This is a genomic window from Burkholderia cepacia complex sp. TUM26381 (assembly GCF_057439935.1).
Genome location: NZ_CM172006.1, coordinates 1,239,700 through 1,265,595, shown reverse-complemented (window position 1 = coordinate 1,265,595; position 25,896 = coordinate 1,239,700). Strand labels below are relative to the sequence as shown.

The following is a 25,896-nucleotide window of genomic DNA, read 5'->3' as shown; positions in this document are numbered from 1 at the left end:
CGGCCTCGTGGTTGGACCGGTGTCGATGATACCGCCTGTGGAACAGGCCAAATAACGACCCATCATTAAAAATGCCTTTCAATTTCGGACTTGTCTGATTCAATCGCAGGCGCTACGCCTCTAAAGTGGGCACGCTTCAATCCACTTTGTCCGTGTCCCCTTTTTCTTATGGCTTTCCTTGTCGACTGGCTCATCGCCCTGGCCGCGCTGCTCGCCGCCATCCTCTTCCTTTGCCTGCGCGCACCGTCGGCGCGCCGCCTCGCCGAATCCGGGCGTCCGCGCCGCATCGCGTGCGCGCGCCTGCTCACGCAGGCGTTGATCGGTTTCTGGACGGCCGCGCTGATCGTCATGGAAGGCATCCTCGGCCCCGACGGCGACGGCCAGTCGCTTGCGGGCTTCGCGGCACTCGCGTTCGCCGCGCTCGGCCTGTCGGCCGTCGCCGCCTACTGGTCGGCACGCGCGCTGCAGCTGCGCCGGCCGCCCACGCTGTTCGCCCGCCACTGACGCGCCAAATGGGTGCGTCATCATGCACCGCCGCGCACCACGCCGCACCACCCCGCCCACCGCACGCACCAGTTCAGCACGCATCGCACCACGCGCGTGCACCCGGCGCCGCCACCAACCGTCGCCGGCCGCGCCCTCACCTCGTGCACGATTCACCGGAATGCCGCACCGCGCGGCGCGCAGGCACCAACTCCACGCAGCCGTTCACCAAGTTGGCTCGATACTTGCGTTCCTTGCCCGTTTTTTGCGCAAGGAAGCCACGGCATGGATGGTCTGAAATCCGGCGTCGACACACTGTTCCTGTTGATCGGCGCCGTCATGGTGCTCGCGATGCACGCGGGCTTCGCATTTCTCGAACTCGGCACGGTCCGCAAGAAGAACCAGGTCAACGCGCTCGTGAAGATCCTCGTCGACTTCTCCGTGTCGACGCTCGCGTACTTCTTCATCGGCTACACGATCGCGTACGGCGTCGAGTTCTTCGACGACATCGGCACGCTGTCGCAGCACAACGGCTATGCGCTCGTGCGCTTCTTCTTCCTGCTGACCTTCGCGGCGGCGATTCCCGCGATCGTGTCCGGCGGCATCGCCGAGCGCGCGAAGTTCAACCCGCAACTCGTCGCGACGCTGATCATCGTCGGCTTCATCTATCCGTTCTTCGAAGGGATGGCGTGGAACGAGCGCTTCGGCGTGCAGGCCTGGCTCACGCACGCGTTCGGTGCGCCGTTCCACGATTTCGCCGGTTCGGTCGTCGTGCATGCGTTCGGCGGCTGGGTCGCGCTGCCGGCCGTGCTGCTGCTCGGCGCGCGCCACGGCCGCTATGCGAAGGACGGCCGGATCGCCGCGCACCCGCCGTCGAACATCCCGTTCCTCGCGCTCGGCGCGTGGGTGCTCGCGGTAGGCTGGTTCGGCTTCAACGTGATGAGCGCGCAGACACTCGACAAGATCAGCGGCCTCGTCGCCGTGAACTCGCTGATGGCGATGGTCGGCGGCACGCTCGCCGCGTGGATGGCTGGCCGCAACGACCCGGGCTTCACCTACAACGGGCCGCTCGCGGGCCTCGTCGCGGTGTGCGCCGGCTCCGACGTGATGCATCCGATCGGCGCGCTCGTCACGGGCGCGGCCGCCGGCGTGCTGTTCGTCGCGATGTTCACCTGCGTGCAGAACAAGTGGCGCATCGACGACGTGCTCGGCGTGTGGCCGCTGCACGGCATGTGCGGCGCGCTCGGCGGCCTCGCGGCCGGTGTGTTCGGGCTCCCCGCGCTCGGCGGTCTCGGCGGCGTGTCGTTCCTGTCGCAACTGGTCGGCACGCTCGGCGGCATCGCGATCGCGACTGCGGGCGGCACGCTCGTCTACGGCGCGCTGAAAGCGACCGTCGGGCTGCGCCTCGGCCGCGAAGCCGAATTCGACGGGGCCGACCTGTCGATCCACCGCATCTCGGCGACACCGGAGCGCGATTGACCGTCTGACGAACGCCCGACGCATCATTACGTTTTCAATTCAAAAAACTTTCATCGAGCGTCCTTACACTTCCGTCCAGTTTTCAATATGCCTTCGCGAAGCTTGCCGAGCGCCTGCTTCGCGAAGGCCATTCTTCCAACAACTGAAACTGGACTCCACATGCCCGCGTTGCCCAATGCTTCCCGTCGTCAGGCCCTGAAGATCCTCGCCGGCGCGCCGATGCTTCCCCTTTCCGGTCTCGCGCTGCCGGCCCTGCTGACGGGTTGCGGCGGCGACGACAATCCCGCATCGACGCCGGCCCCGGTCGCCGCCGCGTACACGTCGGCGACGTTCTCGGCGATGGCCGCACCGACGCTCGACAACGCGGCCGCGATGGCCACGACGACGGTCGGCTCGACGCTGTCGGTGTCGTTCTCGGACGGCTCGTCGCGCAACTTCAAGCTCGCGTACCGGCCGTTCTTCGTGACGGGCGACATGGTGCCGGACGGCAAGGGCGGCACGACGCTCGCGGGCGGCTACTACGACATCAACAACCAGCCGATCATCGATCGCTCGGTCGCCGGCAAGGAGCGCCAGTTCTATTCCGACTGCCCGGACGGCAGCTCGCTGCTGACGCTGAAGAACGCGAACGTGCCCGGCGTGAAGGGCAACACGGTGTTCGCGGTCGTGCAGTTCGAATACACGACGCGCGACCAGGCGAGCGCATCGCAGTACGGCCAGCTGCCGTCGCCGATCGCGGTGCTCTCGCTCGACCAGGATCCGGCCACCGGCGCGCTGAAGGTCGTGAAGTACCACAACGTCGACACGTCGAAGGCGCACGGCCTGTGGATCACCTGCGGCGCGAGCCTGTCGCCGTGGGGCACGCACCTGTCGAGCGAGGAATACGAGCCGGACGCGACGAAGGTTGCAACCGACGCGCAGTTCAAGGCGTTCAGCAAGAACACGTTCGGCGACGAGACGAAGGCGAACCCCTACCACTACGGCCACCTGCCCGAAATCACCGTGAACCCGGACGGCTCGGGCACCGTGAAGAAGCACTACTGCCTCGGCCGCATCTCGCACGAGCTGATCCAGGTGATGCCGGACCAGCGCACCGTGATGATGGGTGACGACGCCACCAACGGCGGCCTGTTCATGTTCGTCGCCGACAAGGCGGCCGACCTGTCGGCCGGCACGCTGTACGTCGCGAAGTGGGCGCAGACGTCGTCCGCCGGCGCCGGCACCGCGACGCTCACGTGGATCAAGATCGGCCACGCGACCAGCAGCGAGATCGAAGCGCTCGCGAACACGCTGAAGGCGTCGGACATCATGGACCTGGTGACCGCCGACCCGAACGATGCGAGCTACACGAAGATCCACTTCGGCGGCAAGTTCAACTGGATGCGCGTAAAGCCGGGGATGGAAAAGGCGGCCGCGTTCCTCGAGACGCACCGCTATGCGGCGCTGGTCGGCGGCAGCATGGGCTTCACGAAGCTCGAAGGCACGACCGTGAACGCGAAGGACAAGATCGTCTACACGGCGATGTCGCGGATCGAAACGTCGATGGTCAAGGGCAATGCGGTGTCGCGCGACGTCGCGGTCGACAAGAAGATCGCCGCCGGTGCCGTCTACGCACTGAACCTGAAGGCCAGCCAGCGCGACACGACGGGCGGCGCGATCGACAGCGAATGGGTGCCGGTCGACATGGGCGCGCCGGCCGCGCTCGTCGGCGAGGACCTCGCCGCGGCCGACGGGCTCGGCAACCTCGCGAACCCGGACAAGATCGCCAACCCGGACAACCTGAAGTTCTCCGAAAAGCTGCGCACGCTGTTCATCGGCGAAGACTCGGGCATGCACGTGAACAACTTCCTGTGGGCGTACAACGTCGATACGAAGTCGCTGGTGCGCGTGCTGTCGTGCCCGGCCGGCGCCGAATCGACGGGCCTGCACGCGGTCGACGAGATCAATGGCTGGACGTACATCATGAGCAACTTCCAGCACGCAGGCGACTGGGAATCGCCGCTGCACGACAAGGTCAAGCCGACGCTCGATCCGCTCGTGCGCGCGAACTTCAAGGACCGCTTCGGCGCCAGCGTCGGCTACCTGACGGCCGAGCAGACCAGCATCAAGCTCGCGAAGGCCTGACCGGGTCGCGCGAGGGAGTGTGCCCGTTACCCGGGCGCCCCGTTTCTTCATCACCGTTCATTCGTCGGCGCTCCACGCCGTTTCATGCGCGATGCCCAGTGCGGGCATCGCGCTTTTTTTTTGTGCGAGCGAATCGCGTGAGCGGCACGCGTGCGGGGCGCCGGTCGCGCGCGCAAGCGCACGCCGGACGCGCCCACACGGGCGTTGGACGGGCGCTTCCGAGGATCGGGGGATAATGCGGGTCTGACGCGTCCGGGCGGACAGTCAAAAAGACGGGCAAAAAAAAGCGCCACGGAGACCGTGGCGCTAAAAAAGTTCTAGCCATTCCGAGGGCCGTGCTAGAACCTGAGAGACTGCGCGAAACATCGTTGCCGGTTAAACTCTTGAAACGATGTTTCGAAAACGTGAGACATTCTTTCCGTTTCCGCCCGACAAGTCAAGCGGTATTTGCACCGGCTCATGCACTTTCCGGCAACGCTCATTTGAGCGTTTTCCTAATAAACCAAGGGTGAACCCGTAAAATCTCATCCAATGACCGGTTCGCCCGCGGAACATGCATCTTTTGACAATAGTCCTACAATACCAACAAAATTGAAATCGAGTTTCGGAATTAGAGAGAATCCCTCGTGTCGACAACTGTAACCTCTCCCGCGTCGCGGGACCGTGAATCGTCACCCGACGAGATCACCGCCCTCGCCCGCGGCCTCGCCGTGCTGCGCCGCATCGCGGCTGCCGACGCCCCCGTCAGCAACCGCGAACTGACCGAATTGACCGGCATCCCGAAGCCGACCGTCTCGCGCATCACCGCGACGCTCGTCAGTGCCGGCTTCCTGTTCCAGTTGCCCGACAGCGAGCGCTTCGTGCTCACCGCGTCGGTACTCGAACTGAGCCACGGCTTCCTGCGCAACTTCGACATTCGCGCGCGTTCGCGGCCGTTCATGATCGAGCTGGCCGAACGCACGTCGCTGTCCGTGCACCTCGCGGTGCGCGACCGGCTCGACATGGTCGCGATCGACGTGATCCGGCCGCGCTCGGCCGTGCTCGTCACGCGCCTCGAAATCGGCTCGCGGATGGATATCGCCCGCACGGCCGTGGGCCGCGCGTATCTCGCCGCACTCGAGGAAGACGAGCGGCGCCTGCTGCTCGAGTCGCTGCGCACCACGGCGGGCGACGACTGGCCGCACGTGTCCGCACGCCTGACCCCCGCGCTCGACGAAGCGATGCGCGACGGCCACGCGATCGCGATCGGCGAATGGCGCGAGGGCCTGAATGCGGTGGCAGCCGGTTTCGTCGGCCCGTCGGGCCAGCGCTACTCGGTGAATTGCGGCGGCGCGGCGCACCAGTGTTCGCCCGAATGGCTGCAGGAACACGTCGTGCCCGCGCTGCACGAATGCATCGCGAAAATCACCCGCGAGATCGGCGGCGCTCCGGCCCGGCGCATCAGCGTGTAATCGTTCCGTCACCGTCCTGTCGCGTTCTGTAACGACAGTAACCCGTTGAAAGATAGACCACTGGACTGTAACGGGGACGGGACGTAGGATCATGCCCATCGTCGCGCCGCATTCGCGGTGCGCACCGCTCTTTTCCCGCGCGAGTCGGCGGGGTCCCGGACCGAGCCGGGCCACCCCGTCCCGTCACCCGCCCGCCCACGCGCAGCCCAGCAGTCCGATTTCCGGCACGCCGCGCCGTCTTCCTGACAGAACACGATGGATAACGAACAAAAGCCCACGCCCCCTTCGAAAGACCCCGCGTCCCCCGCCGCGCAGCGCCCGCGCCGCACGCTGATGATCGGGACGATCGCGGTCGTCGTCATCGGCGGCCTGCTGTGGTGGCACCCGTGGAACCGCACGCCGGCAGCCGGCAGCACGGCGCAAAGCGCGGGCGCCAGCGGCGCAGGCGGCCATCGCGGCCGCGGCGGCCCCGCTGCGATGGCGAACGTTCCGCAGCCGGTACAGGTCGCGACCGCGACACAGGGCGAGATGCCGATCGTGCTGTCGGCGCTCGGCACCGTGACGCCGCTCGCGAACGTGACGGTCAAGACGCAGTTGTCGGGCTACCTGCAGTCGGTGTCGTTCCAGGAAGGCCAGATCGTCAAGAAAGGCGACGTGCTCGCGCAGATCGACCCGCGCCCGTACCAGGTGTCGCTCGAGAACGCCGAAGGCACGCACGCACGCGACTCGGCGCTGCTCGCAACGGCGCGCCTCGACCTGAAGCGCTACCAGACGCTGTTGTCGCAGGACTCGATCGCGTCGCAGACCGTCGATACGCAGGCGTCGCTCGTCAAGCAGTACGAAGGCGCGGTGAAGACCGACCAGGCCGCGATCGATTCCGCGAAGTTGAACCTCACGTATGCGCGCATCACGGCGCCGGTCTCGGGCCGCGTCGGCCTGCGCCAGGTCGACCCGGGCAACTACGTGACGCCGGGCGACGCCAACGGCCTCGTCGTGATCACGCAACTGCAGCCGATGAGCGTGATCTTCACGACGTCGGAAGACAACCTGCCGCAGATCCTCAAGCAGGTGAACGCGGGCCAGAAGCTGTCGGTCACCGCCTACAACCGCAACAACACGGTGCCGCTCGAGACGGGTTCGCTCGCGACGCTCGACAACCAGATCGACACGAGCACCGGCACGGTCAAGCTGCGCGCGAACTTCGATAACAAGGGAGGCATGCTGTTCCCGAATCAGTTCGTGAACACGCGGCTGCTCGTCGACGTGCTGCGCAACGCGACGATCGTGCCGACGTCCGCCGTCCTGACGGGTTCGATCGGCCAGTTCGTCTATGTCGTGAAACCCGACAACACGGTCACGGTACGCAAGGTCACGATCGGCCCGGTCGACGGCGAGCGCACCAGCATCGCCAGCGGCGTGACGCTCGGCGAACGCGTGGTGACCGACGGCTCCGACCGCCTGCGCGAAGGCTCGAAGATCTCGATTCCGGCCGACAAGCCGAAGAGTGCGTCGGGCGCGCGCGGCGCCGGTGCGGCGTCGGGTGCATCGGCTGCATCGGGCGCAGCCGGCCATCGCGGTGGACACAAGCACGGCGCGTCGCAAGCAGCGGCCCAATAACGCGCGGGCCGCTCGATGAATCCATCCCGCCTCTTCATTCTCCGGCCGGTCGGCACCGCGCTCCTGATGGCGGCGATCCTGCTCGCCGGTCTCGTCGCGCTGCGCTTCCTGCCGCTCGCCGCGCTGCCGGAAGTCGACTATCCGACGATCCAGGTCCAGACCTTCTATCCGGGCGCGAGCCCGGAGGTGATGACCTCGTCGGTCACCGCGCCGCTCGAACGCCAGTTCGGGCAGATGCCGTCGCTGAACCAGATGTCGTCGCAGAGTTCGGCCGGCTCGTCGGTGATCACGCTGCAGTTCTCGCTCGACCTGCCGCTCGACATCGCCGAACAGGAAGTGCAGGCCGCGATCAACGCGGCCGGCAACCTGCTGCCGTCCGACCTCCCAGCCCCGCCGATCTACGCGAAGGTCAACCCGGCCGATGCGCCGGTGCTGACGCTCGCCGTCAAGTCGAAGACGCTGCCGCTCACGCAGGTGCAGGACCTGGCCGACACGCGCCTCGCGATGAAGATCTCGCAGATCGCGGGCGTCGGTCTCGTCAGCCTGTCGGGCGGCAACCGCCCGGCCGTGCGGATCCAGGCGAACCCGACCGCCCTCGCGCAGTACGGGATGAACCTCGACGACCTGCGCACGACGATCTCGAACCTGAACGTGAACACGCCGAAGGGCAACTTCGACGGCCCGACGCGCGCGTACACGATCAACGCGAATGACCAGCTGACGAGCGCCGACCAGTACAACAGCGCGGTCGTCGCGTACAAGAACGGCCGCCCGGTGATGCTGACCGACGTCGCGACGGTCGTCGCCGGCTCGGAGAACACCAAGCTCGGCGCGTGGGTGAATTCGGACCCCGCGATCATCCTGAACGTGCAGCGCCAGCCCGGCGCGAACGTGATCCAGACGGTCGACGCGATCAAGGCGCAGTTGCCGAAGCTGCAGGAAACGCTGCCGGCCGCGCTCGACGTGGAGATCGTCACCGACCGCACGACGATGATCCGCGCGGCCGTGCGCGACGTGCAGTTCGAGCTGCTGCTCGCGGTCGCGCTCGTCGTGCTCGTGATGTACCTGTTCCTCGCGAACGTCTACGCGACGATCATCCCGAGCCTGTCGGTGCCGCTGTCGCTGATCGGCACGCTCGCGGTGATGTACATGGCCGGCTTCTCGCTGAACAACCTGTCGCTGATGGCGCTCACCATCGCGACCGGCTTCGTCGTCGACGATGCGATCGTGATGATCGAGAACATCGCGCGCTACGTCGAGGAAGGCGAAACGGGGCTCGAGGCCGCGCTGAAAGGGTCCCGGCAGATCGGCTTCACGATCATCTCGCTGACGGTGTCGCTGATCGCGGTGCTGATCCCGCTGCTGTTCATGGGCGACGTGGTCGGGCGCCTGTTCCACGAATTCGCGATCACGCTCGCGGTGACGATCGTGATCTCGGCGATCGTGTCGCTCACGCTCGTGCCGATGATGTGCGCGAAGCTGCTGCGCCATTCGCCGCCGCCCGAGAGCCACCGCTTCGAGGCACGCGTGCACCGCGCAATCGACTGGGTGATCGCGCGCTACGCGGTCGCGCTCGAATGGGTGCTGAACCGCCAGCGCTCGACGCTCGTCGTCGCGCTGCTGACGCTCGGGCTGACCGCCCTGCTCTATGTGTACGTGCCGAAGGGCTTCTTCCCCGCGCAGGACACCGGCGTGATCCAGGCGATCACGCAGGCGCCGCAGTCGATTTCGTACGGCGCGATGGCCGAACGCCAGCAGGCGCTCGCGGCCGAGATCCTGAAGGATCCGAACGTCGACAGCCTGACGTCGTTCATCGGCGTCGACGGCAGCAACATCACGCTGAACAGCGGCCGGATGCTGATCAACCTGAAGGCACGCGACGACCGTTCCGAAACGGCCGCGCAGATCATCCGCAACCTGCAGCACCGCGTGTCGAACATCACCGGCATCTCGCTGTTCATGCAGTCGGTGCAGGATCTGACGATCGATTCGACCGTCAGCCCGACGCAGTACCAGTTCATGCTGACGAGCCCGAACTCGGACGAATTCGCGACCTGGGTGCCGAAGCTCGTCGCGCGGCTGCAGCAGGAGCCGTCGCTCGCCGACGTCGCGACCGACCTGCAGAGCAACGGCCAGTCGGTGTACATCGAGATCGACCGCGCGAGCGCCGCGCGCTTCGGCATCACACCGGCGACCGTCGACAACGCGCTGTACGACGCGTTCGGCCAGCGCATCGTGTCGACCATCTTCACGCAGTCGAACCAGTACCGCGTGATTCTCGAGTCGGAGCCGAAGGAGCAGCACTACGCGCAATCGCTGAACGACATCTACCTGCCGTCGGCCGGTGGCGGCCAGGTGCCGCTGTCGTCGATCGCGTCGTTCCACGAACGGCCGTCGCCGCTGCTGGTCGCGCACCTGTCGCAGTTCCCGTCGACGACGATCTCGTTCAACCTCGCGCAGGGCGCGTCGCTCGGCGAAGCGGTCAAGGCGATCGAGGCCGCGGAGAAGGACATCAACCTGCCCGCGTCGTTCCAGACGCGCTTCCAGGGTGCGGCGCTCGCGTTCCAGGCATCGCTGTCGAACCAGCTGTTCCTGATTCTCGCGGCGGTCATCACGATGTACATCGTGCTCGGCGTGCTGTACGAGAGCTACATCCACCCGATCACGATCCTGTCGACGCTGCCGTCGGCCGGCGTCGGCGCGCTGCTCGCGCTGATGATCACCGGGCACGACCTCGACATCATCGGGATCATCGGCATCGTGCTGCTGATCGGTATCGTGAAGAAGAACGCGATCATGATGATCGACTTCGCGCTGGAAGCCGAACGCGTCGAAGGCAAACCGCCGCGCGAGGCGATCTACCAGGCGTGTCTGCTGCGCTTCCGGCCGATCCTGATGACGACGCTCGCCGCGTTGCTCGGCGCGGTGCCGCTGATCGTCGGCTCCGGTGCGGGCTCCGAGCTGCGCCAGCCGCTCGGGATCGCGATCGCCGGCGGCCTGATCGTGTCGCAGGTGCTGACGCTGTTCACGACGCCCGTGATCTACCTCGGCTTCGACTCGCTCGCGCGCCGCGTGCGCGGCTGGTTCGAACGCCACGGCCCCGGTGCCGACACGCGCACGGATGCGTAAATGAAACGACCCCCACGCTCACTTCGTTCGCGTGGGGGGGCGCAGCCCCCCCATCTCCCGAAAACGCATCCGTCGGAACACGCGGCGGCCCAGCGAGTGCCGACATGAACCTGTCGCGCCCCTTCATCACCCGCCCCGTCGCGACGACGCTGCTCGCGCTCGGCGTCGCGCTCGCGGGCCTGTTCGCGTTCATCAAGCTGCCGGTGTCGCCGCTGCCGCAGGTCGACTTCCCGACGATCTCGGTACAGGCGTCGCTGCCGGGCGCGAGCCCGGAAACGGTCGCGACCAGCGTGACGAGCCCGCTCGAGCGGCACCTCGGCTCGATCGCCGACGTGTCCGAAATGACGTCGACGAGCACGGTCGGCAATGCGCGGATCATCCTGCAGTTCGGCCTGAACCGCGACATCGACGGCGCGGCGCGCGACGTGCAGGCCGCAATCAACGCGGCACGCGCCGACCTGCCCGCCGCGCTGAAGAGCAACCCGACCTACCGCAAGGTCAACCCGGCCGATTCGCCGATCATGATCGTGTCGCTGACGTCGGAAACGTCGTCGCCCGCGAAGCTGTACGACTCCGCGTCGACGGTGCTGCAACAGTCGCTGTCGCAGATCGACGGGATCGGCCAGGTCACGGTGAGCGGCTCCGCGAACCCGGCCGTGCGCGTCGAGCTCGAACCGCAGGCGCTGTTCCACTACGGGATCGGCCTCGAGGACGTGCGCGCGGCGCTGGCTTCCGCGAACGCCAACGCGCCGAAGGGCGCGATCGAATTCGGCCCGCAGCACTACCAGCTCTATACGAACGACCAGGCCTCCCAGGCGTCGCAATACCGCGACCTCGTCGTCGCCTACCGCAATGGCTCGGCCGTGCGGCTGTCCGACCTGTCGGACGTCGTCGATTCGGTCGAGGATCTGCGCAACCTCGGTTTGTCGAACGGCAAGCGCGCGGTGCTCGTGATCCTCTACCGCTCGCCCGGCGCGAACATCATCGACACGATCGACCGCGTGCGCGCGGCGCTGCCGCAGCTCACCGCGTCGCTGCCGGCCGACATCACGGTCACGCCGGTGCTCGACCGCTCGACCACCATCCGCGCGTCGCTGAAGGACACCGAGCACACGCTGCTGATCGCGGTCAGCCTCGTCGTGATGGTCGTGTTCCTGTTCCTGCGCAACTGGCGCGCGACGCTGATCCCGAGTGTCGCGGTACCGATCTCGATCATCGGCACGTTCGGCGCGATGTACCTGCTCGGTTTCTCGATCGACAACCTGTCGTTGATGGCGCTGATCGTCGCGACCGGCTTCGTCGTCGACGACGCGATCGTCGTGCTCGAGAACATCTCGCGGCACATCGAGAACGGCAAGTCGCGCATGCAGGCCGCGTTCGACGGCGCGCGCGAGGTCGGCTTCACGGTGCTGTCGATGAGCATCTCGCTCGTCGCGGTGTTCCTGCCGATCCTGCTGATGGGCGGCATCGTCGGGCGCCTGTTCCGCGAATTCGCGCTGACGCTGTCGCTCGCGATCGCCGTGTCGCTCGCGGTGTCGCTCACGGTCACGCCGATGATGTGCGCGCGCCTGCTGCCCGAGTCGCACGACCCGCAAAGCGAAGGCCGCTTCGGGCGCTTCCTCGAGCGCGGCTTCTCGCGCATGCAGCGCGGCTACGAGCGCTCGCTGTCGTGGGCGCTGCGCCGGCCGCTGCTGATCCTGCTGACGCTGTTCGCGACCATCGGGCTGAACGTCTACCTGTACATCGTCGTGCCGAAGGGCTTCTTCCCGCAGCAGGACACCGGGCTGATGATCGGCGGCATCCAGGCCGACCAGTCGACGTCGTTCCAGGCGATGAAGCTGAAGTTCTCCGAGATGATGCGGATCGTGCAGAGCAACCCGAACGTGAAGAGCGTCGCGGGCTTCACCGGCGGCACGCAGACCAACTCGGGCTTCATGTTCGTCACGCTGAAGGACCGCACCGAGCGCAAGCTGTCGGCCGACCAGGTGATCCAGCAGCTGCGCCCGCCGCTGGCGGACGTCGCGGGTGCGCGCACCTTCCTGCAGGCCGCGCAGGACATCCGCGTCGGCGGCCGGCAGAGCAACGCGCAGTACCAGTTCACGCTGCTCGGCGATTCGAGCGCCGACCTGTACAAGTGGGGGCCGATCCTGACCGAGGCGCTGCAGAAGCGCTCGGAGCTGACCGACGTGAACTCCGACCAGCAGCAAGGCGGCCTCGAGGCGATGGTGACGATCGACCGCGCGACGGCCGCGCGCTTCGGCATCAAGCCCGCGCAGATCGACAACACGCTGTACGACGCGTTCGGCCAGCGCCAGGTCTCGACGATCTACAACCCGCTGAACCAGTACCACGTCGTGATGGAAGTCGCGCCGAAATACTGGCAGAGCCCCGAGATGCTGAACCAGGTGTGGATCAGCACGTCGGGCGGCAGCGCGAACGGCTCGCAGACCACCAACGCGGCGGCCGGCACCTATGTCGCGACGTCGGCCGGCACGTCGAGCGCCGGCACGGCCACGCAAAGCGCCGCGGCGATCGCGTCCGATTCCGCGCGCAACCAGGCGCTCAACTCGATCGCGGCGAGCGGCAAGTCGAGCGCGTCGTCGGGCGCGTCGGTGTCGACGTCGAAGTCGACGATGATCCCGCTGTCGGCGATCGCGACGTTCGGGCCGAGCACGACACCGCTGTCGGTCAACCATCAGGGGCTGTTCGTCGCGACGACGATCTCGTTCAACCTGCCGCCGGGCGTGTCACTGTCGCAGGCGACGCAGGTGATCTACCAGACGATGGCGCAGGTCGGCGTCCCGCCGACGATCGTCGGCAGCTTCCAGGGCACCGCGCAGGCGTTCCAGCAGTCGATGAACGACCAGCCGATCCTGATCCTCGCCGCGCTGCTGGCCGTCTACATCGTGCTCGGGATCCTGTACGAGAGCTACATCCACCCGATCACGATCCTGTCGACGCTGCCGTCGGCCGGCGTCGGCGCGCTGCTCGCGCTGCTGCTGTTCAAGACCGAGTTCAGCATCATCGCGCTGATCGGCGTGATCCTGCTGATCGGCATCGTGAAGAAGAACGCGATCATGATGGTCGACTTCGCGATCGACCAGACGCGCAACAACCAGAAATCGTCGTTCGACGCGATCCACGAGGCGTGCCTGCTGCGCTTCCGCCCGATCATGATGACGACGATGGCGGCGCTTCTCGGCGCGCTGCCGCTCGCGTTCGGCAGCGGCGACGGCGCCGAGCTGCGCGCGCCGCTCGGGATCGCGATCGCCGGCGGCCTGATCGTGTCGCAGGTGCTGACGCTCTATACGACGCCGGTCGTCTACCTGTACATGGACCGGTTCCGCGTGTGGGGCGAGAAGCGGCGCAACCGCCGCGGCAATACCGGCGGGCCGGCAGTCGCCGGCGAGTGATGAAAGCGGCCGCCCGGTGGGCGGCCATTTTTTGCGCTTGAACGCCAGCGACGATCGGCTATCGTGAGTCCATGCCCACCGCGGGGCCCTTCACGGGGACACACCATGAACGTCCAGCTGAACCATACGATCGTCTGGTGCCGCGACAAGCGTGCGTCGAGCCGCTTCCTCACCGAACTCCTGGAATTGCCGCCGCCGACGCCGTTCGGCGCGATGCTGGTCGTCGCGCTCGACAACGGCGTGTCGCTCGATTTTTACGAACAGGCGGGGGAAATCCGGTCGCAGCATTACGCGTTCCTGCTCGACGAAGCCGGCTTCGATCGCGTGCTGGCGCGCATCCGCGAGCGCGGGCTGGCGCACTGGGCCGATCCGGCGAAGCGGCAACCCGATGACATCTACCGCCACAACGGCGGACGCGGCGTGTACTTCGACGATCCGGACGGCCACTTCCTCGAAGTGATGACGCGGCCGTATGCGCTGAACGGCTAGCGCGGCAGGCCGGCATTGCGCCGGCCCGTATCGCGGTGCGGGTGCCGCTCCGCCCGGGAAGGCACCCGGCCGGCGTTACTCGGCAGCGTCGGCCGCCGTCTTGCGCGGACGGCGCGCGCGCGGTGCCGCCTTGCGGGCCGGCTTCTTCTTGGCAGCAGCCGGCCCTTCGGCAGCCGCTTCGGCCGGCGCCGCGTCGTGCGACGGCTGGGCGGCGGCAACCTCGCCGCCGACATCGCCGGCTGCCGGCTCGGCGTGCGCCACCGCGACGTGCCGCTCGCCGCCCTGCTCCGCGTCGCGGTGCGCGTCGTCGGCATGCTTGCCGTGCGCGTGCGTCGCCGCATCGCGGGCAGCGTCGCCGCTCTTCCCGGCCGCGTGACGGCCCGCGCCCTTCGCGGCCACGCCCTTCTTCGCGCCGGTCTTCTTCGCCGCGCTCTTGCGCGCACGCTTGCGGCCATCCTTCGCATCGCCATGCGCGTCGGCCGCTTCGGCTATTTCAGCCGGCGGCGTCACCGCCTCGACGGCCTCGGCAACCGTTTCCTCGTCCGCCTCGACCTGCACGCTTTCGTGCACGACCGCTTCCGCCCGCTGCCCGCGACGTTGCGCATTGCGCCCGGCCCGCGCCGGCTCGGCCGCACGCGTACCGTGACCGTGGTGCGCGCCGCCGTGCGTGCCGCCTTCACCGCCCGTCGCGACATGCTCCACGACCGCCGGCTGGCGGGCCCGCGACACGAATGCGCCCGACTTGTCGTCGCGCCCCACTTCGAGCAGGCCGCGCGCCTGCGCTTCGTCGAGCAGGTTGCCGAACGCGCGGAACCCGTAGTACGACTCGTTGAAATCCGGCTTGCGGCGCTTGATCGCGCTCTTGAGCACCGACGCCCAGATCTTGCCGACGTCGTCGCGCTCTGATGCGAGCGCATCGAACGTCTCGACCGCCAGCGCGATCGCCTCGGCCTTGCGTGCGTCCAGGTCGTGCTTCCGCGACGACGGCTCGTCGGACCGCTTCGCGCCGCCGTTGCCCGCACGCTGCTGCTGTTCGCGCTTCGCGAGCGCGCGCTGCTGCTCGCGCACCAGGTCGTCGTAGAAGATGAATTCGTCGCAGTTCGCGACCAGCAGGTCCGACGTCGATTTCTTCACGCCGACGCCGATCACCTTCTTCGCGTTCTCGCGCAGCTTCGATACGAGCGGCGAAAAGTCGGAATCGCCGCTGATGATCACGAACGTATCGACGTGCGACTTCGTGTAGCAGAGGTCGAGCGCGTCGACGACGAGCCGGATGTCGGCCGAATTCTTGCCCGACTGGCGCACGTGGGGAATCTCGATCAGCTCGAAGCTCGCCTCGTGCATCGACGCCTTGAAGCCCTTGTAGCGATCCCAGTCGCAATAGGCCTTCTTCACGACGATGCTGCCCTTCAGCAGCAGGCGCTCCAGCACGGGCTTGATGTCGAATTTCTCGTACTTCGCGTCGCGCACGCCGAGCGCAACGTTCTCGAAGTCGCAGAACACGGCCATGCTGACGTTGTCCAGGGGTAATGCCATGTGTACTCCAACCGGTGGGCCGGCGCGTTATCACGCGTCACGGCGAAAAATCCATCGCGCACATGATAGCCGGTCGGCGCGTCATTCCCGCATCCGTTGCATGAATGAACGCCCGACCGCCAGCCGCGACACCGCAGATCGCGTGCCCGCGCCGCCCTGCTTGCGCCCGATGCCGATATACCCGACGCCGGTACGCCCGATGCCGGTACGCCCGATGCCGGTACGCCCCTTAATACGCACCCGCGGCCGGGCCAATTCGACATTACACTTGAGTTATCCGTCGTCCGTCCCTATCTGGATGGATGACGCATCGAGCAAGGAGCGGTTTCATGACAACGAAGGTACTGCTGATTGGCGCGACCGGCCGAACGGGCCAGGCCTGCGCGGATCTGCTGCTCAAGCAGCCGGAGTTCGAGGTCACGGCGCTCGTGCGCCGCCACGGCTATGCGCTGGCGGGCGCACGGGTCGCCGAGGCCGATCTGACGAACGATTTCTCGCACGCATTCCAGGGCATCACGCACGTGATCTACGCGGCCGGCTCGGCCGAATCGGAGGGCGCGGCCGAAGAGGAACAGGTCGACCGCGACGCGGTGGCCCGCGCGGCCGAATACACGCTGGCCTACAACGCGCAGAAGCTCGTGGTGATCAGTTCGCTGTCGGCTTACCGGCCCGAGCAGGCGCCGGATGCCATTCGCCATTATTCGCAGATGAAACGCGAAGGCGACGATCGCGTGATCGCGTCGGGTGTCGACTACGTGATCCTGCGCCCGGGCCCGCTCACGGACGATCCGGGCGTCGGCAAGATCGCGCTGACCGACGCATGGCTCGATCCCGCACCGCCCGTGTCGCGCCAGGACGTTGCCTGGGCCGCGATCGAGGCGATCAAGCTCGGCATCTCGCGCAAGATCGTCGGCTTCGTCGGCGGCAGCGTGCCGATCGAACAGGCCTTGCGCGCATAACGCCCCGCCGCGCGCCGCCGCCCGGCGGCGCGTACGCGCATGCCCGCGGCCCGCACGACGGGCCGCTTTCACGCCAGGCGCCGCCGCTTACTGCTTCGGATGCGCGTCGGCCCACGCCTTCACGGCGGCGAGCGTGTTCTCCACATGCTTGTCGGGCGACAGGCTCGTGTACTCGTACAAAACCTTCCCTTCCGGCGAAATCACGTACGACACGCGGTTCGCGCGGTCGAGCGCCGGCAGCTTCGCGTCGTATTCGCGGATGATCTTCGCGTCCGGGTCGGCCGCGACCGGGAACTTGCTCCGGCACTCGCTCACCGAGAACTTCGTCAGCGTGTCGATATTGTCGGCCGACACGCCGATCACCGTCGCGCCGTAAGCCTTGTAACGGTCGACCGCATCCGCGAACGCATGCGCCTCGATCGTGCAGCCCTTCGTGAACGCGGCCGGGTAGAAGTACAGCACGACCGGCCCCTGCTTCAGCGCGTCCGCGAGCGAGTACGTGTAAGTCTTGCCGCCCAGCGACGCCTGCGTCGTGAAATCGGGCGCCGCGGCGCCCGGCTTCAGTTCCGCCTGCGCCAGCAGCGCATGGCCGGCCACCAGCGCCGCAACGGCGCCCAGCAACAGTTTTCGCTTCATCTGCGTCCTCATTTCTTATAAAGTCAGCCTCGATGTAGGCCACGTAGGCGTTCGCCTGTCGAACACCTGCGCATACGATCCGGACCGCCGGCAGCGCCAGCCGCGGCCGGTCCGTTAAAGATTCCGCACAGTCTGCCGTTATTCCTTGCGGACAACCGGTTCCAGCCCTTCACGTCAGCGAGAAACATGGAAGCCAACAGGAAACAGACGTCACGCAAGGGCTCCTGGCGCAGCGCCTTGCATACGCTGCGCCGCTTCGCCTGGTCGGGCGGCGCGCTGATGCCCGCGCGCGCCGGCGCGCCGCGCCGCGACGATTCCGTGCGCAACTGGCTGGAACAGACGGTCGGCACGGTGGACTTCCTCGCCCATGTCGACCGCGAGCTGCGCTTTCTGTACGTCTCCGACGCGAGCCTGCGCTTCATCGGCTATCACCGCGACTATCTGCACACGCTGACGCTGCGCGACCTCATCGCCGAACAGGATACCCCGGCGCTCGAAGGGCTGCTTGCCCGCGCCGCGCGTTCCGGCCAGGTCGAGAAGGCGACGATGTGCATCGTCAAGTCGCTCACCTACCCGCTGGACGTCGAGATCCGCGCGTTCAAGAGCCGCCATCACGGCGTCGACGGCTTCGCGATCGCGGCGTTCGACGTGTCGTCGTGGCGCGCGCTCGAAGCAAAGCTGACGTATGAAATGCACCACGATCCGATGACGGGGCTCGACAACCTGTCCGCGCTCGTGCCGGCGCTGATGCGCGCGCAGCAGACCGCCGACGAGGACGGCACCTGCGCGGCGCTGCTGCTGCTCGACCTCGACGACTACCAGCGGATCAACCGCGCGCTCGGCTACGACGCGGGCGACACGCTGCTGCGCGAGACCGCGCAGCGGCTGAAGGCGCTCGTCACGCCGAACGAGCAGCTCGCGCGCGTCGCGAGCGACAAGTTCGCGGTCGTGCTGAGCGCCTCCGGCCGCACGCAGGCGAGCAATACCGCCGACGCGCTCGCGCGCCGGCTGCAGGCCGCGGTGCGCGAGCCCTACGTGTACCAGGGGCAGACCGTGCACTTGTCGGCGAGCATCGGCATCGCGCTCTACCCCGACGAACGTGCCGCGCCGCATCGGGCGCAGCATCACAGTCCGCTGCTGCGCCGCGCCGACCATGCGCTCGCGCAAGCGAAGGCATCGGGCGGCAACGCGCTCGCCTTCCATGCGCCCGTCGACGATCCGGCCGACGCCGAGCGGCTCAAGCTCGAAGCCGACCTGTACGACGGCGTGCGCAACGGCGAGTTTTCGCTCCATTTCCAGCCGATCACGCGCAGCCAGTCGGGCGCGGTGGTCGGCGTCGAGGCGCTGATCCGCTGGCGCCATCCGGTGCACGGCCTCGTGCCGCCCGCGACCTTCATTCCGCTCGCCGAATCGATCGGCCTGATCAACTACCTCGGCAACTGGGTGCTCAAGGCCGCGTGCATGCAACTCGTTGCCTGGGACGGACAGGGGCTCGCGCTGCAATACGTGGCCGTCAACGTGTCGCCGCAGCAGTTCCGCGACCCGCGCTTCACGCAGAGCGTGCGCGAGGCGATCGCGCTGACGGGCATCGACCCGCGCCGCATCGTGCTCGAAATCACCGAAAGCCTGCTGATGCACGATCCCGCGCACGCGAAAGTGCTGCTCGAGGAGCTGACCGATCTCGGCATCCGCTTCGCGATCGACGATTTCGGCACCGGGTACTCGAGCCTCGCCTATCTGCAGCGCTTCCCGCTCGCGAAGCTGAAGATCGACCGCAGCTTCGTCGAGAACCTGCTGACGTCGCGCAACGACCGCGCGATCGTGTCGGCAGTGGTCGGCCTCGCGCAAACACTGGATCTCGAGCTCGTCGCCGAAGGCGTCGAGACCGAGGCGCAGCGCGAGCTGCTGACGGAGATGGGCTGCAATCACATCCAGGGCTGGCTCGTCTGCCAGGCGCTGCCGTCCGAGGAGCTCGCGCGGCGCTTCGAGGCGCAGCAGCTGCACCTGCACGCCGCCGCCTGACGCGCGGCGAACCGGACAGATCCGTATGTCAATCACCGAACACCTGCCCCGCACTGCGTTGCTCGACAAGCTGTGGGCCCGGATGAACGAACGGGGCGATTTCCCGTTGCTGTCGGAATCGCTGCGCGCCACGATGGCCGCGATGAAGAACGACGACCTCGACTTCACCGCGCTCGTGCGCGTCGTGCTGTCGGATTTCGCGCTCACGCAGAAAGTGCTGCGGCTCGCGAATTCCGCGATGTACATGGCGTTCGGCGGCAACATCACGACCGTGACCCGCGCCCTGATGGTGCTCGGCATGGACGCCGTCGGCCATCTCGTCGTCGGGCTGAAGCTCGTCGACCATTTCCACCACAGCACGCCGCGGCGCATCGACGCGAAGCTGGAATTGAACCGTGCGCTGCTGTCCGGCTGCGTCGCACGCAAGCTCACCGAGCGCGCCGACCTGCGCGCGGGCGAGGAAGCCGTCGTCTGTACGCTGATGCGCCAGGTCGGCAAGCTGCTGGTGGTCTGCTATCTCGACAGCGAATGGGACAAGATCCGCCGCCGCGCAGCGGAGATGCATGGCGACGAATCGGCCGCCTGCGTCGCCGTGCTCGGCGTCGGCTTCGACGAGATCGGGCTCGAGGCGGCCACGCGCTGGCGGCTGCCCGACACGATCCGGGACGGCATCGCCGACGATCACCACCATCTGAACCGCGTCGACGCATTCGGCCGCGAACTCCCCGCCGACGAGGAGCGGATCGAGCGCGTGAACTGGCTGCGTGCGGTGAGCCGCTGCTCGACCGACGTCGCAAGCGTGCTCGCGATGCCCGACAGTCCGCAGCGCGATGCGCACATCGACGCGCTTGCGCAGCACTATGCGCTGGCGCTCGACACGGAACCCGACGCACTCGTCGAGATCGCCGAGCAGCTCGCGCACGAGGAAGCGAGCGACACGGTGATGCGCGAGATCGTCGAACTGCGCGCGAACGCCGATGCGATCGCGCGCGCGCAGGCCGAACCCGAGGCCTGCCTCGAAGCCGGCCTCGCCGACCTGCGTGCGCTGCCGTCCGAGCATGTGCTGACGCCGGTGCTCGCGCTCGCGTCGGAAAGCCTGCTCGCCAGCCTCGCATTCACGCGCACCGTGATGTTCGTCCGGCACGACGACGGCACCTTCGCCGCGCGCCTGGGCTTCGGTCCCGGCGTCGACGCGGCGCTCTACCGGCTGCGCTTCGACGAGCGCTTCGAGCCGGACGTGTTCCATCTCGCGATCACCAATTCGGTCGGCATCTTCATCGAGCAGGCGCAGGAACCGAAGATGCTCAAGCGCCTGCCCGCGTGGTACCTCGACGTGTTCGACGACACGCGTGCGTTCGTGCTGCTGCCGGTGCGCGTCGATACGACCACGGTCGCGCTGCTGTACGGCGACTGGGCCGGCGCGCAGCCGGCCCGCAAGATCTCGCAACAGGAAATGAGCATCCTCAACGAGCTCGCGCGTGAGCTGGGGCGGTTCTTCCCCGCCCAGCACGGCTGACGCCCGGGCCGCCTCCGGCGTTTGCGCTCCGCAAAAACAAACCGGCCGCATCAGCGGCCGGTTTGCTTGCATCGTGCGTTCGAACGAAACGCTTACTTGAGCGTCACGGGCACGCTGAAGTACTTCTTCGCGAGGTTGTCGATCGTGCCGTCGGCCTTCAGGTCCTTCAGCGCCTGATCGAGCGCGGTCTTCAGCGCCGCGTCGTTCTTGCGCAGGCCGAAGCCGACACCCGAGCCGAGGATCTCGGTGTCGCTGACCGTGCCGCCCGCGAACGCGAAGCCCTGGCCTTGCGGCTTCGTCAGGAAGCCCTTCGAGCCAGCTTCCGAATCCTGGAACGTCGCGTCGAGACGGCCCGACTTCAGGTCGGCATAGGCCAGATCCTGCGTCTGGTACGGCACGACTTCAACGCCGACCGGCGCCCACTTCTTCTTCGCGTACGCTTCCTGGATCGTGCCCTGCAGCACGCCGACGCGCTTGCCCTTCAGCGACTGCGGGGTCGGCAGCAGGCCGCTGCCCTGCTTCGCGATCAGCTGGTTCGGAATCGTATAGATCGGGTCGGTGAACGCGATCGCGTGCTTGCGCTGATCGGTGATCGTCATGTCCGAGTTGATCGCGTCGAACTTGCGTGCCTGCAGCGCAGGGATCAGGCCGTCGAAGTCGTTCTCGACCCACACGCACTTCGTCTTCAGCTTCGCGCACACCGCGTTGCCGATGTCGATGTCGAAGCCGGTCAGCTTGCCGTCGGGCGTCTTGTATTCGAACGGTGCGTACGAGGCCTCGACGCCGAACCGGATCTCCTTGAGATCCGCGGCAACCGCGCTGCCTGCCGCCACCGCCGATGCCGCCACCACCGCATGCGCGGCCACTTTACGCCAATCCAACTTCATCAGGTGTTCTCCTCGATACTCGAATGTTCCGAAACTACGGGCGCATGCATCATTGCAGGGTCAGATGACCACGGCAATGCGGCTGCCGCGCCGTGATGCGGCGCAACAGCCGCAAGGCCGCGATTGTACCAATCCGCGCGGCCCGGTATGGCAAAGCGGCCGTCGGCGCACGATGCTGCGGTGCGCACGCAACGCCGGCCGGGCCGGCCGCCAAACTTGCAAGACGATGTCGCAAATACGCAAGGCGGGGTCGCACGCCGAGTGCGGCCGTACCGATCGGTCAGACGAGTGCCGCAATCGTCTCGCGCGTCGTGTCGATCACGAGCAGACCGGCGCGCAGGCCAGGCTTCACCGTCGGATTCGGGAACACGATCCGCTCCTCGTCGTGCGTCACCGTGTAGCGGTAGTCGCCGTCCTGCGCGAGCACCGTGCCGCGCGCGAACGCGGTGAAGTTCGCGACGTCGGCCGCGACGAACAGCTCGAGCGCGTCGCTCTGCTTCGTGATCTGGTCGATCACCGTGAAGACGCGCGGCAGCGACGGATGGCCGCCTCGCGCATCAACATCCGTCGACGCCCCCGACACCAGCTTGCGCACCGCCCGGTCGGCCGGCGCGAAACGCGTCAGGTCGTTCTGGCCGAACGGCCGCACCTTGCCGAGTTCGAGCGTGCACGCGAGCGCGCCGCAGTGCTCGGCCGTGAAATGCGAATACGTGTTGCCCTTCGCGGTATGCAGCAGCACGGCCGCGATGCGCGCATCGCCGAGCCATTCGACCATCGTGCGCGTCGGCGGTGTGCCCGTGTGCGGCAGCAGTGCGAACTGCTCGAACACCGATGCGCGGATCGCCGTATGCATGTCGATATGCCAGCGTGCGCTGCCTGCCGGCGCGGCCGCGAAGAACGCGGCGGCCGCCGCTTCGAGCTGCACGGCGCGCGGCGCTTCGCGGCTCGCGGGCACCTGCGCGTGACGGCCGCTGAACAGGCGGTTCAGGTCGTCGTCGAGATAGCGTTCGCCCGCGCGCATCGCCGGCACGTTGCCGAGCACGACGAGCAGCCGGCACGCGAGCGGCAGCGCGCCCGACGCGAGATCGCGCACGAGCATCGACAGCAGCTCGATCGGCGCCGTCTCGTCGCCATGCACGCCGGCCGACACGAGCACGCTCGCGCGGGCCGCCGCGTCGGCTGCCGCCGGTTCGAGCACGAGCAGCCCGTCGCCGGGCCACCGCCAGCGCACCGCACCGCCCGCGCAGCTACCGTGCTGCTCGGCCGGTACGCTGCCGTCCAGCGTGAACGCGAGAAAATCGTCGAGCAGCGCGGTGGGCGGCATCCGTGCCTCAGCGCTGGAAGTCATACAGCGAACCGACGCGCAGGATCTGCGTGAGCTCGTCGAGCGCCGTGCGCGATTCCTCGAGCAGCGCCGGATCGGCGAGGTCCGACGGTGCAAGGCGATCGCGGTAGTGCTTGTCGATCCACGTGTCGAGCGACGCGAACAGCGTGTCGTTGATCCACACGTTCGACGTGACGGCCGCGCGCTCCGCGTCGTTCAGCACGACGCGCAGGCGCAGGCACGCGGGCCCGCCGCCATTCTTCATGCTTTCGCGCAGGTCGAACACGAGCACGTCGTGAATCGGGCCGTTGCCAGCTGCGAGCTGGTCGAGATAGGCGGCAACGTTCGCGTTCTCGCGGCATTCCTGCGGCACGACGAGCACTTGCGAACCGTCCGCGCGCGACAGCAGCTGGCTGTTGAACAGGTACGACGTCACCGCGTCGTTCACGCTCACGGCAGCTTCCGGCACCTCGATCACGTTCAGGCGCGCACCGCGTGCGTCGAGCGCAGCGGTCAGCGTGTCGTAGATTGCCTGCTTGTTGACGAACGCGCGCTCGTGCGTGAACAGCGTGTCGCGGTTGCCGACCGAGATCACGTCGTTGTGGAACACGCCCGCGTCGATCACGTCCGGATCCTGCTGCGCATAGACCGTCGCTTCTTCGGCCAGACCGTGGCGATGCGCGACCGCGCGGCTCGCCTCGAAGGTCTGGCGTGCCGGGAAGCGCTTCGGCTCGGGCCCGCGGCGGTATTCCGCGCGGCCGTACACGAAGAACTCGATGCCCGGCTTGCCGTATTCGGCGCAAAAGCGCGTGTGGTTCGCCGCGCCTTCGTCGCCGAGTGCCGGCGTGCCCGTCAGCGCTTCATGCACCGCGAAATGCGCGGGATCGGCGAACAGCGTCGACAGCGTGCGACGCGTCGCGTCGTGCTCGATCGCGCGATGCAGCTTGCTGCACAGGTTCGCCGGCGTGAAGTGCACGCGGCCGTCGCTCGTGTCGGCCGACGGGCTGACGGTGGCCGCGTTCGCGGTCCACATCGCCGACGCCGAACTCGCCGCGGCGAGCAGCTCGGGCGCCTGCTTCGCGGCCTTCGCGATCACGTCCGCGTCCTTGCCCGAGAAACCGAGCTCGCGCAACAGGCGCAGCGACGGCCGCTCCTGCGGCGGCAGCACGCCCTGCGCGAACCCGAGATCCGCGAGCTGCTTCATCTTGCGCAGCCCCTGTTTCGCGGCGGCCTTCGGGTTCGCGGCCGACTTCTCGTTGTTGAGCGACGCCACGTTGCCGAACGACAGGCCGGCGTAGTTGTGGGTCGGGCCGACGAGCCCGTCGAAATTGGCTTCTTGTGCGTTCATCGTCGTTCCCTCGATCAGAAATGCAGGCCCGGCGACAGGCTCGCGGGCAAAGTCAGTTGCGTGCTTTCCACCGACGCCATCGGGTACGCGCAATAGTCGGCCGCGTAGTACGCGCTCGGGCGATGGTTGCCCGAGCGGCCCGCGCCGCCGAACGGCGCGGCGGACGATGCGCCGTTGGTCGGCCGGTTCCAGTTGACGATCCCGGCGCGGATCGTGCGGCGGAAGTGTTCCCATGCCTTCTCGTCGTCGGCCAGCAGGCCGGCGGACAGGCCGAACGCCGTGTCGTTCGCGCGCTCGATCGCGTCGTCGAACGTCGCATAGCGGACGATCTGCGCGAGCGGGCCGAAATGTTCTTCGTCGGGCAGGTTCGCGACGTTCGTCACGTCGACGATTGCGGCGTTCACGAAGCCGAGGCGCGGATCGCGCTGCGTCATCGCGATGACCGGCTTCGCGCCCTGCTCGATCAGGCGCGACTGCGCGTCGACCAGCTTCGCGGCCGCGCGGGCCGAGATCACCGCGCCCATGAACGGCTGCGGATCGGCATCGAACACGTCGGCCGTGATCTTCGACGTGACGTCGGCGAAGCGTGCGAGGAAGCGGTCGCCGAAGGCGCCCTGCGGCACGAAGATGCGGCGCGCGCACGTGCAGCGCTGGCCGGCCGACAGGAACGCCGACTGGATCGTGTGATGCACGGCCGCGTCGATATCCTCGACTTCGCCGATCACGAGCGGGTTGTTGCCGCCCATCTCGAGCGCGAGCACGATCTCCGGGCGACCGCCGAACTGCCTGTGCAGCAGCGTGCCCGTGTCCGAGCTGCCCGTGAAGAACAGCCCGTCGATCTGCCGATGGTTCGCGAGCGCGATGCCCGTGTCCTTCTCGCCCTGCACGAGGTTCAGCACGCCGTCCGGCAGCCCGGCTTCCTTCCACACTTCGACCGTCGCGCGCGCGACGCCCGGTGCGAGTTCCGACGGCTTGAACACGACCGCATTGCCGGCGATCAGCGCAGGCACGATATGGCCGTTCGGCAAGTGGCCGGGGAAGTTGTACGGGCCGAACACCGCGACGACGCCGTGCGGACGGTGGCGCAGCACCGCGACGCCGTCGGCCATGTCCTGGCGCTTCTCGCCAGTGCGTTCCTGGTACGCCTGGATCGAGATGCCGACCTTCGCGGCCATCGACGCGACTTCGGTGCGTGCTTCCCACAGCGGCTTGCCCGTCTCGCGGCCGATCGCGGTCGCGATCGCTTCCTTGCGTTCGTTGAGCAATGCGGCGAAACGCTTGACGATCGCGCAGCGCGATTCGAAGTCGAGCGCCGACCAGCCGGCGAATGCGCGGCGTGCGCTCGCGACCGCACGGTCGACGTCGGCCGCCGACGCGCTCTCGCCCTGCCATGCGATCTCGTCGGTGCCCGGGTTGCGCGAAGCGAAGACGGGGCCCGAGCCTGCGACCCAGGCGCCGTCGATGAAGAGTTCCGTCATGATTC

General features: G+C 67.5%; 17 protein-coding genes. 11 read left to right on the top strand and 6 right to left on the bottom strand.

Translation table 11 applies throughout. The annotated features are described in order from the left end of the window. Positions 1-168: 168 nt before the first annotated feature. The 8 genes from ACWMMN_RS06060 (at position 169) to ACWMMN_RS06025 (ending at position 14,185) form a co-directional block, all read left to right on the top strand. On the top strand, positions 169-504 hold the full coding sequence (locus ACWMMN_RS06060; protein ID WP_174992017.1) for a hypothetical protein: 336 nt from the start codon (positions 169-171) through the stop codon (positions 502-504). Between the two features lie 264 nt (positions 505-768). Continuing rightward, the gene (locus tag ACWMMN_RS06055) at positions 769-1,962 is read left to right on the top strand and encodes an ammonium transporter (protein WP_059235246.1); all 1,194 of its coding nucleotides are present in this window, start codon (positions 769-771) and stop codon (positions 1,960-1,962) included. A gap of 159 nt (positions 1,963-2,121) precedes the next feature. Further along, on the top strand, positions 2,122-4,086 hold the full coding sequence (locus tag ACWMMN_RS06050; protein WP_486423091.1) for a PhoX family protein: 1,965 nt from the start codon (positions 2,122-2,124) through the stop codon (positions 4,084-4,086). A gap of 626 nt (positions 4,087-4,712) precedes the next feature. Continuing rightward, the gene (locus ACWMMN_RS06045) at positions 4,713-5,537 is read left to right on the top strand and encodes an IclR family transcriptional regulator (RefSeq protein WP_059235249.1); all 825 of its coding nucleotides are present in this window, start codon (positions 4,713-4,715) and stop codon (positions 5,535-5,537) included. Positions 5,538-5,792: 255 nt separating this feature from the next. Then, positions 5,793-7,154, top strand: coding sequence for an MdtA/MuxA family multidrug efflux RND transporter periplasmic adaptor subunit (locus ACWMMN_RS06040; RefSeq protein WP_340623930.1), 1,362 nt, complete (start codon positions 5,793-5,795; stop codon positions 7,152-7,154). A 15-nt stretch (positions 7,155-7,169) separates the two neighbouring features. Beyond that, positions 7,170-10,283, top strand: coding sequence for an MdtB/MuxB family multidrug efflux RND transporter permease subunit (locus ACWMMN_RS06035; protein ID WP_174992015.1), 3,114 nt, complete (start codon positions 7,170-7,172; stop codon positions 10,281-10,283). Positions 10,284-10,387: 104 nt separating this feature from the next. After that, a complete protein-coding gene (locus ACWMMN_RS06030) occupies positions 10,388-13,696 on the top strand; it encodes an efflux RND transporter permease subunit (RefSeq protein ID WP_059235255.1) in 3,309 nt (1,102 codons plus the stop codon). Positions 13,697-13,801: 105 nt separating this feature from the next. Further along, on the top strand, positions 13,802-14,185 hold the full coding sequence (locus tag ACWMMN_RS06025; RefSeq protein ID WP_059235257.1) for a VOC family protein: 384 nt from the start codon (positions 13,802-13,804) through the stop codon (positions 14,183-14,185). Between the two features lie 75 nt (positions 14,186-14,260). On the opposite strand, the gene ACWMMN_RS06020 is transcribed toward ACWMMN_RS06025, so the two are convergent. After that, positions 14,261-15,721: an NYN domain-containing protein gene (locus ACWMMN_RS06020; protein WP_486423090.1), complete on the bottom strand. Its 1,461-nt coding sequence runs from the start codon at positions 15,719-15,721 to the stop codon at positions 14,261-14,263. A gap of 329 nt (positions 15,722-16,050) precedes the next feature. Here ACWMMN_RS06020 and ACWMMN_RS06015 point away from each other — a divergent pair, with 329 nt between their 5' ends. Next, entirely contained in the window at positions 16,051-16,680 is a 630-nt protein-coding gene (locus tag ACWMMN_RS06015; protein WP_174992014.1) for an NAD(P)H-binding protein, read from the top strand. Between the two features lie 87 nt (positions 16,681-16,767). On the opposite strand, the gene ACWMMN_RS06010 is transcribed toward ACWMMN_RS06015, so the two are convergent. Next, complete coding sequence (locus ACWMMN_RS06010; protein WP_059235263.1) at positions 16,768-17,316, bottom strand: peroxiredoxin; 549 nt, start codon at positions 17,314-17,316, stop codon at positions 16,768-16,770. 279 nt (positions 17,317-17,595) lie between these two features. Here ACWMMN_RS06010 and cdpA point away from each other — a divergent pair, with 279 nt between their 5' ends. After that, the gene (cdpA, locus tag ACWMMN_RS06005; RefSeq protein WP_196486604.1) at positions 17,596-19,338 is read left to right on the top strand and encodes a cyclic di-GMP phosphodiesterase CdpA; all 1,743 of its coding nucleotides are present in this window, start codon (positions 17,596-17,598) and stop codon (positions 19,336-19,338) included. A gap of 25 nt (positions 19,339-19,363) precedes the next feature. Next, positions 19,364-20,854 carry an HDOD domain-containing protein gene (locus ACWMMN_RS06000; protein ID WP_486423089.1) on the top strand — a complete coding sequence of 497 codons (1,491 nt, stop codon included), beginning with the start codon at positions 19,364-19,366 and terminating at the stop codon, positions 20,852-20,854. Between the two features lie 92 nt (positions 20,855-20,946). Here ACWMMN_RS06000 and ACWMMN_RS05995 read toward each other — a convergent pair whose 3' ends face one another. From ACWMMN_RS05995 to astD, 4 genes are all read right to left on the bottom strand, one after another. Beyond that, positions 20,947-21,741: an ABC transporter substrate-binding protein gene (locus tag ACWMMN_RS05995; protein WP_059235270.1), complete on the bottom strand. Its 795-nt coding sequence runs from the start codon at positions 21,739-21,741 to the stop codon at positions 20,947-20,949. Positions 21,742-22,021: 280 nt separating this feature from the next. Then, complete coding sequence (gene astE / locus ACWMMN_RS05990) at positions 22,022-23,065, bottom strand: succinylglutamate desuccinylase (protein ID WP_059235273.1); 1,044 nt, start codon at positions 23,063-23,065, stop codon at positions 22,022-22,024. Positions 23,066-23,072: 7 nt separating this feature from the next. Further along, positions 23,073-24,413: an N-succinylarginine dihydrolase gene (astB, locus tag ACWMMN_RS05985; RefSeq protein ID WP_059235275.1), complete on the bottom strand. Its 1,341-nt coding sequence runs from the start codon at positions 24,411-24,413 to the stop codon at positions 23,073-23,075. 14 nt (positions 24,414-24,427) lie between these two features. Further along, positions 24,428-25,891, bottom strand: coding sequence for a succinylglutamate-semialdehyde dehydrogenase (gene astD, locus ACWMMN_RS05980; RefSeq protein WP_059235277.1), 1,464 nt, complete (start codon positions 25,889-25,891; stop codon positions 24,428-24,430). Positions 25,892-25,896: the final 5 nt, after the last annotated feature.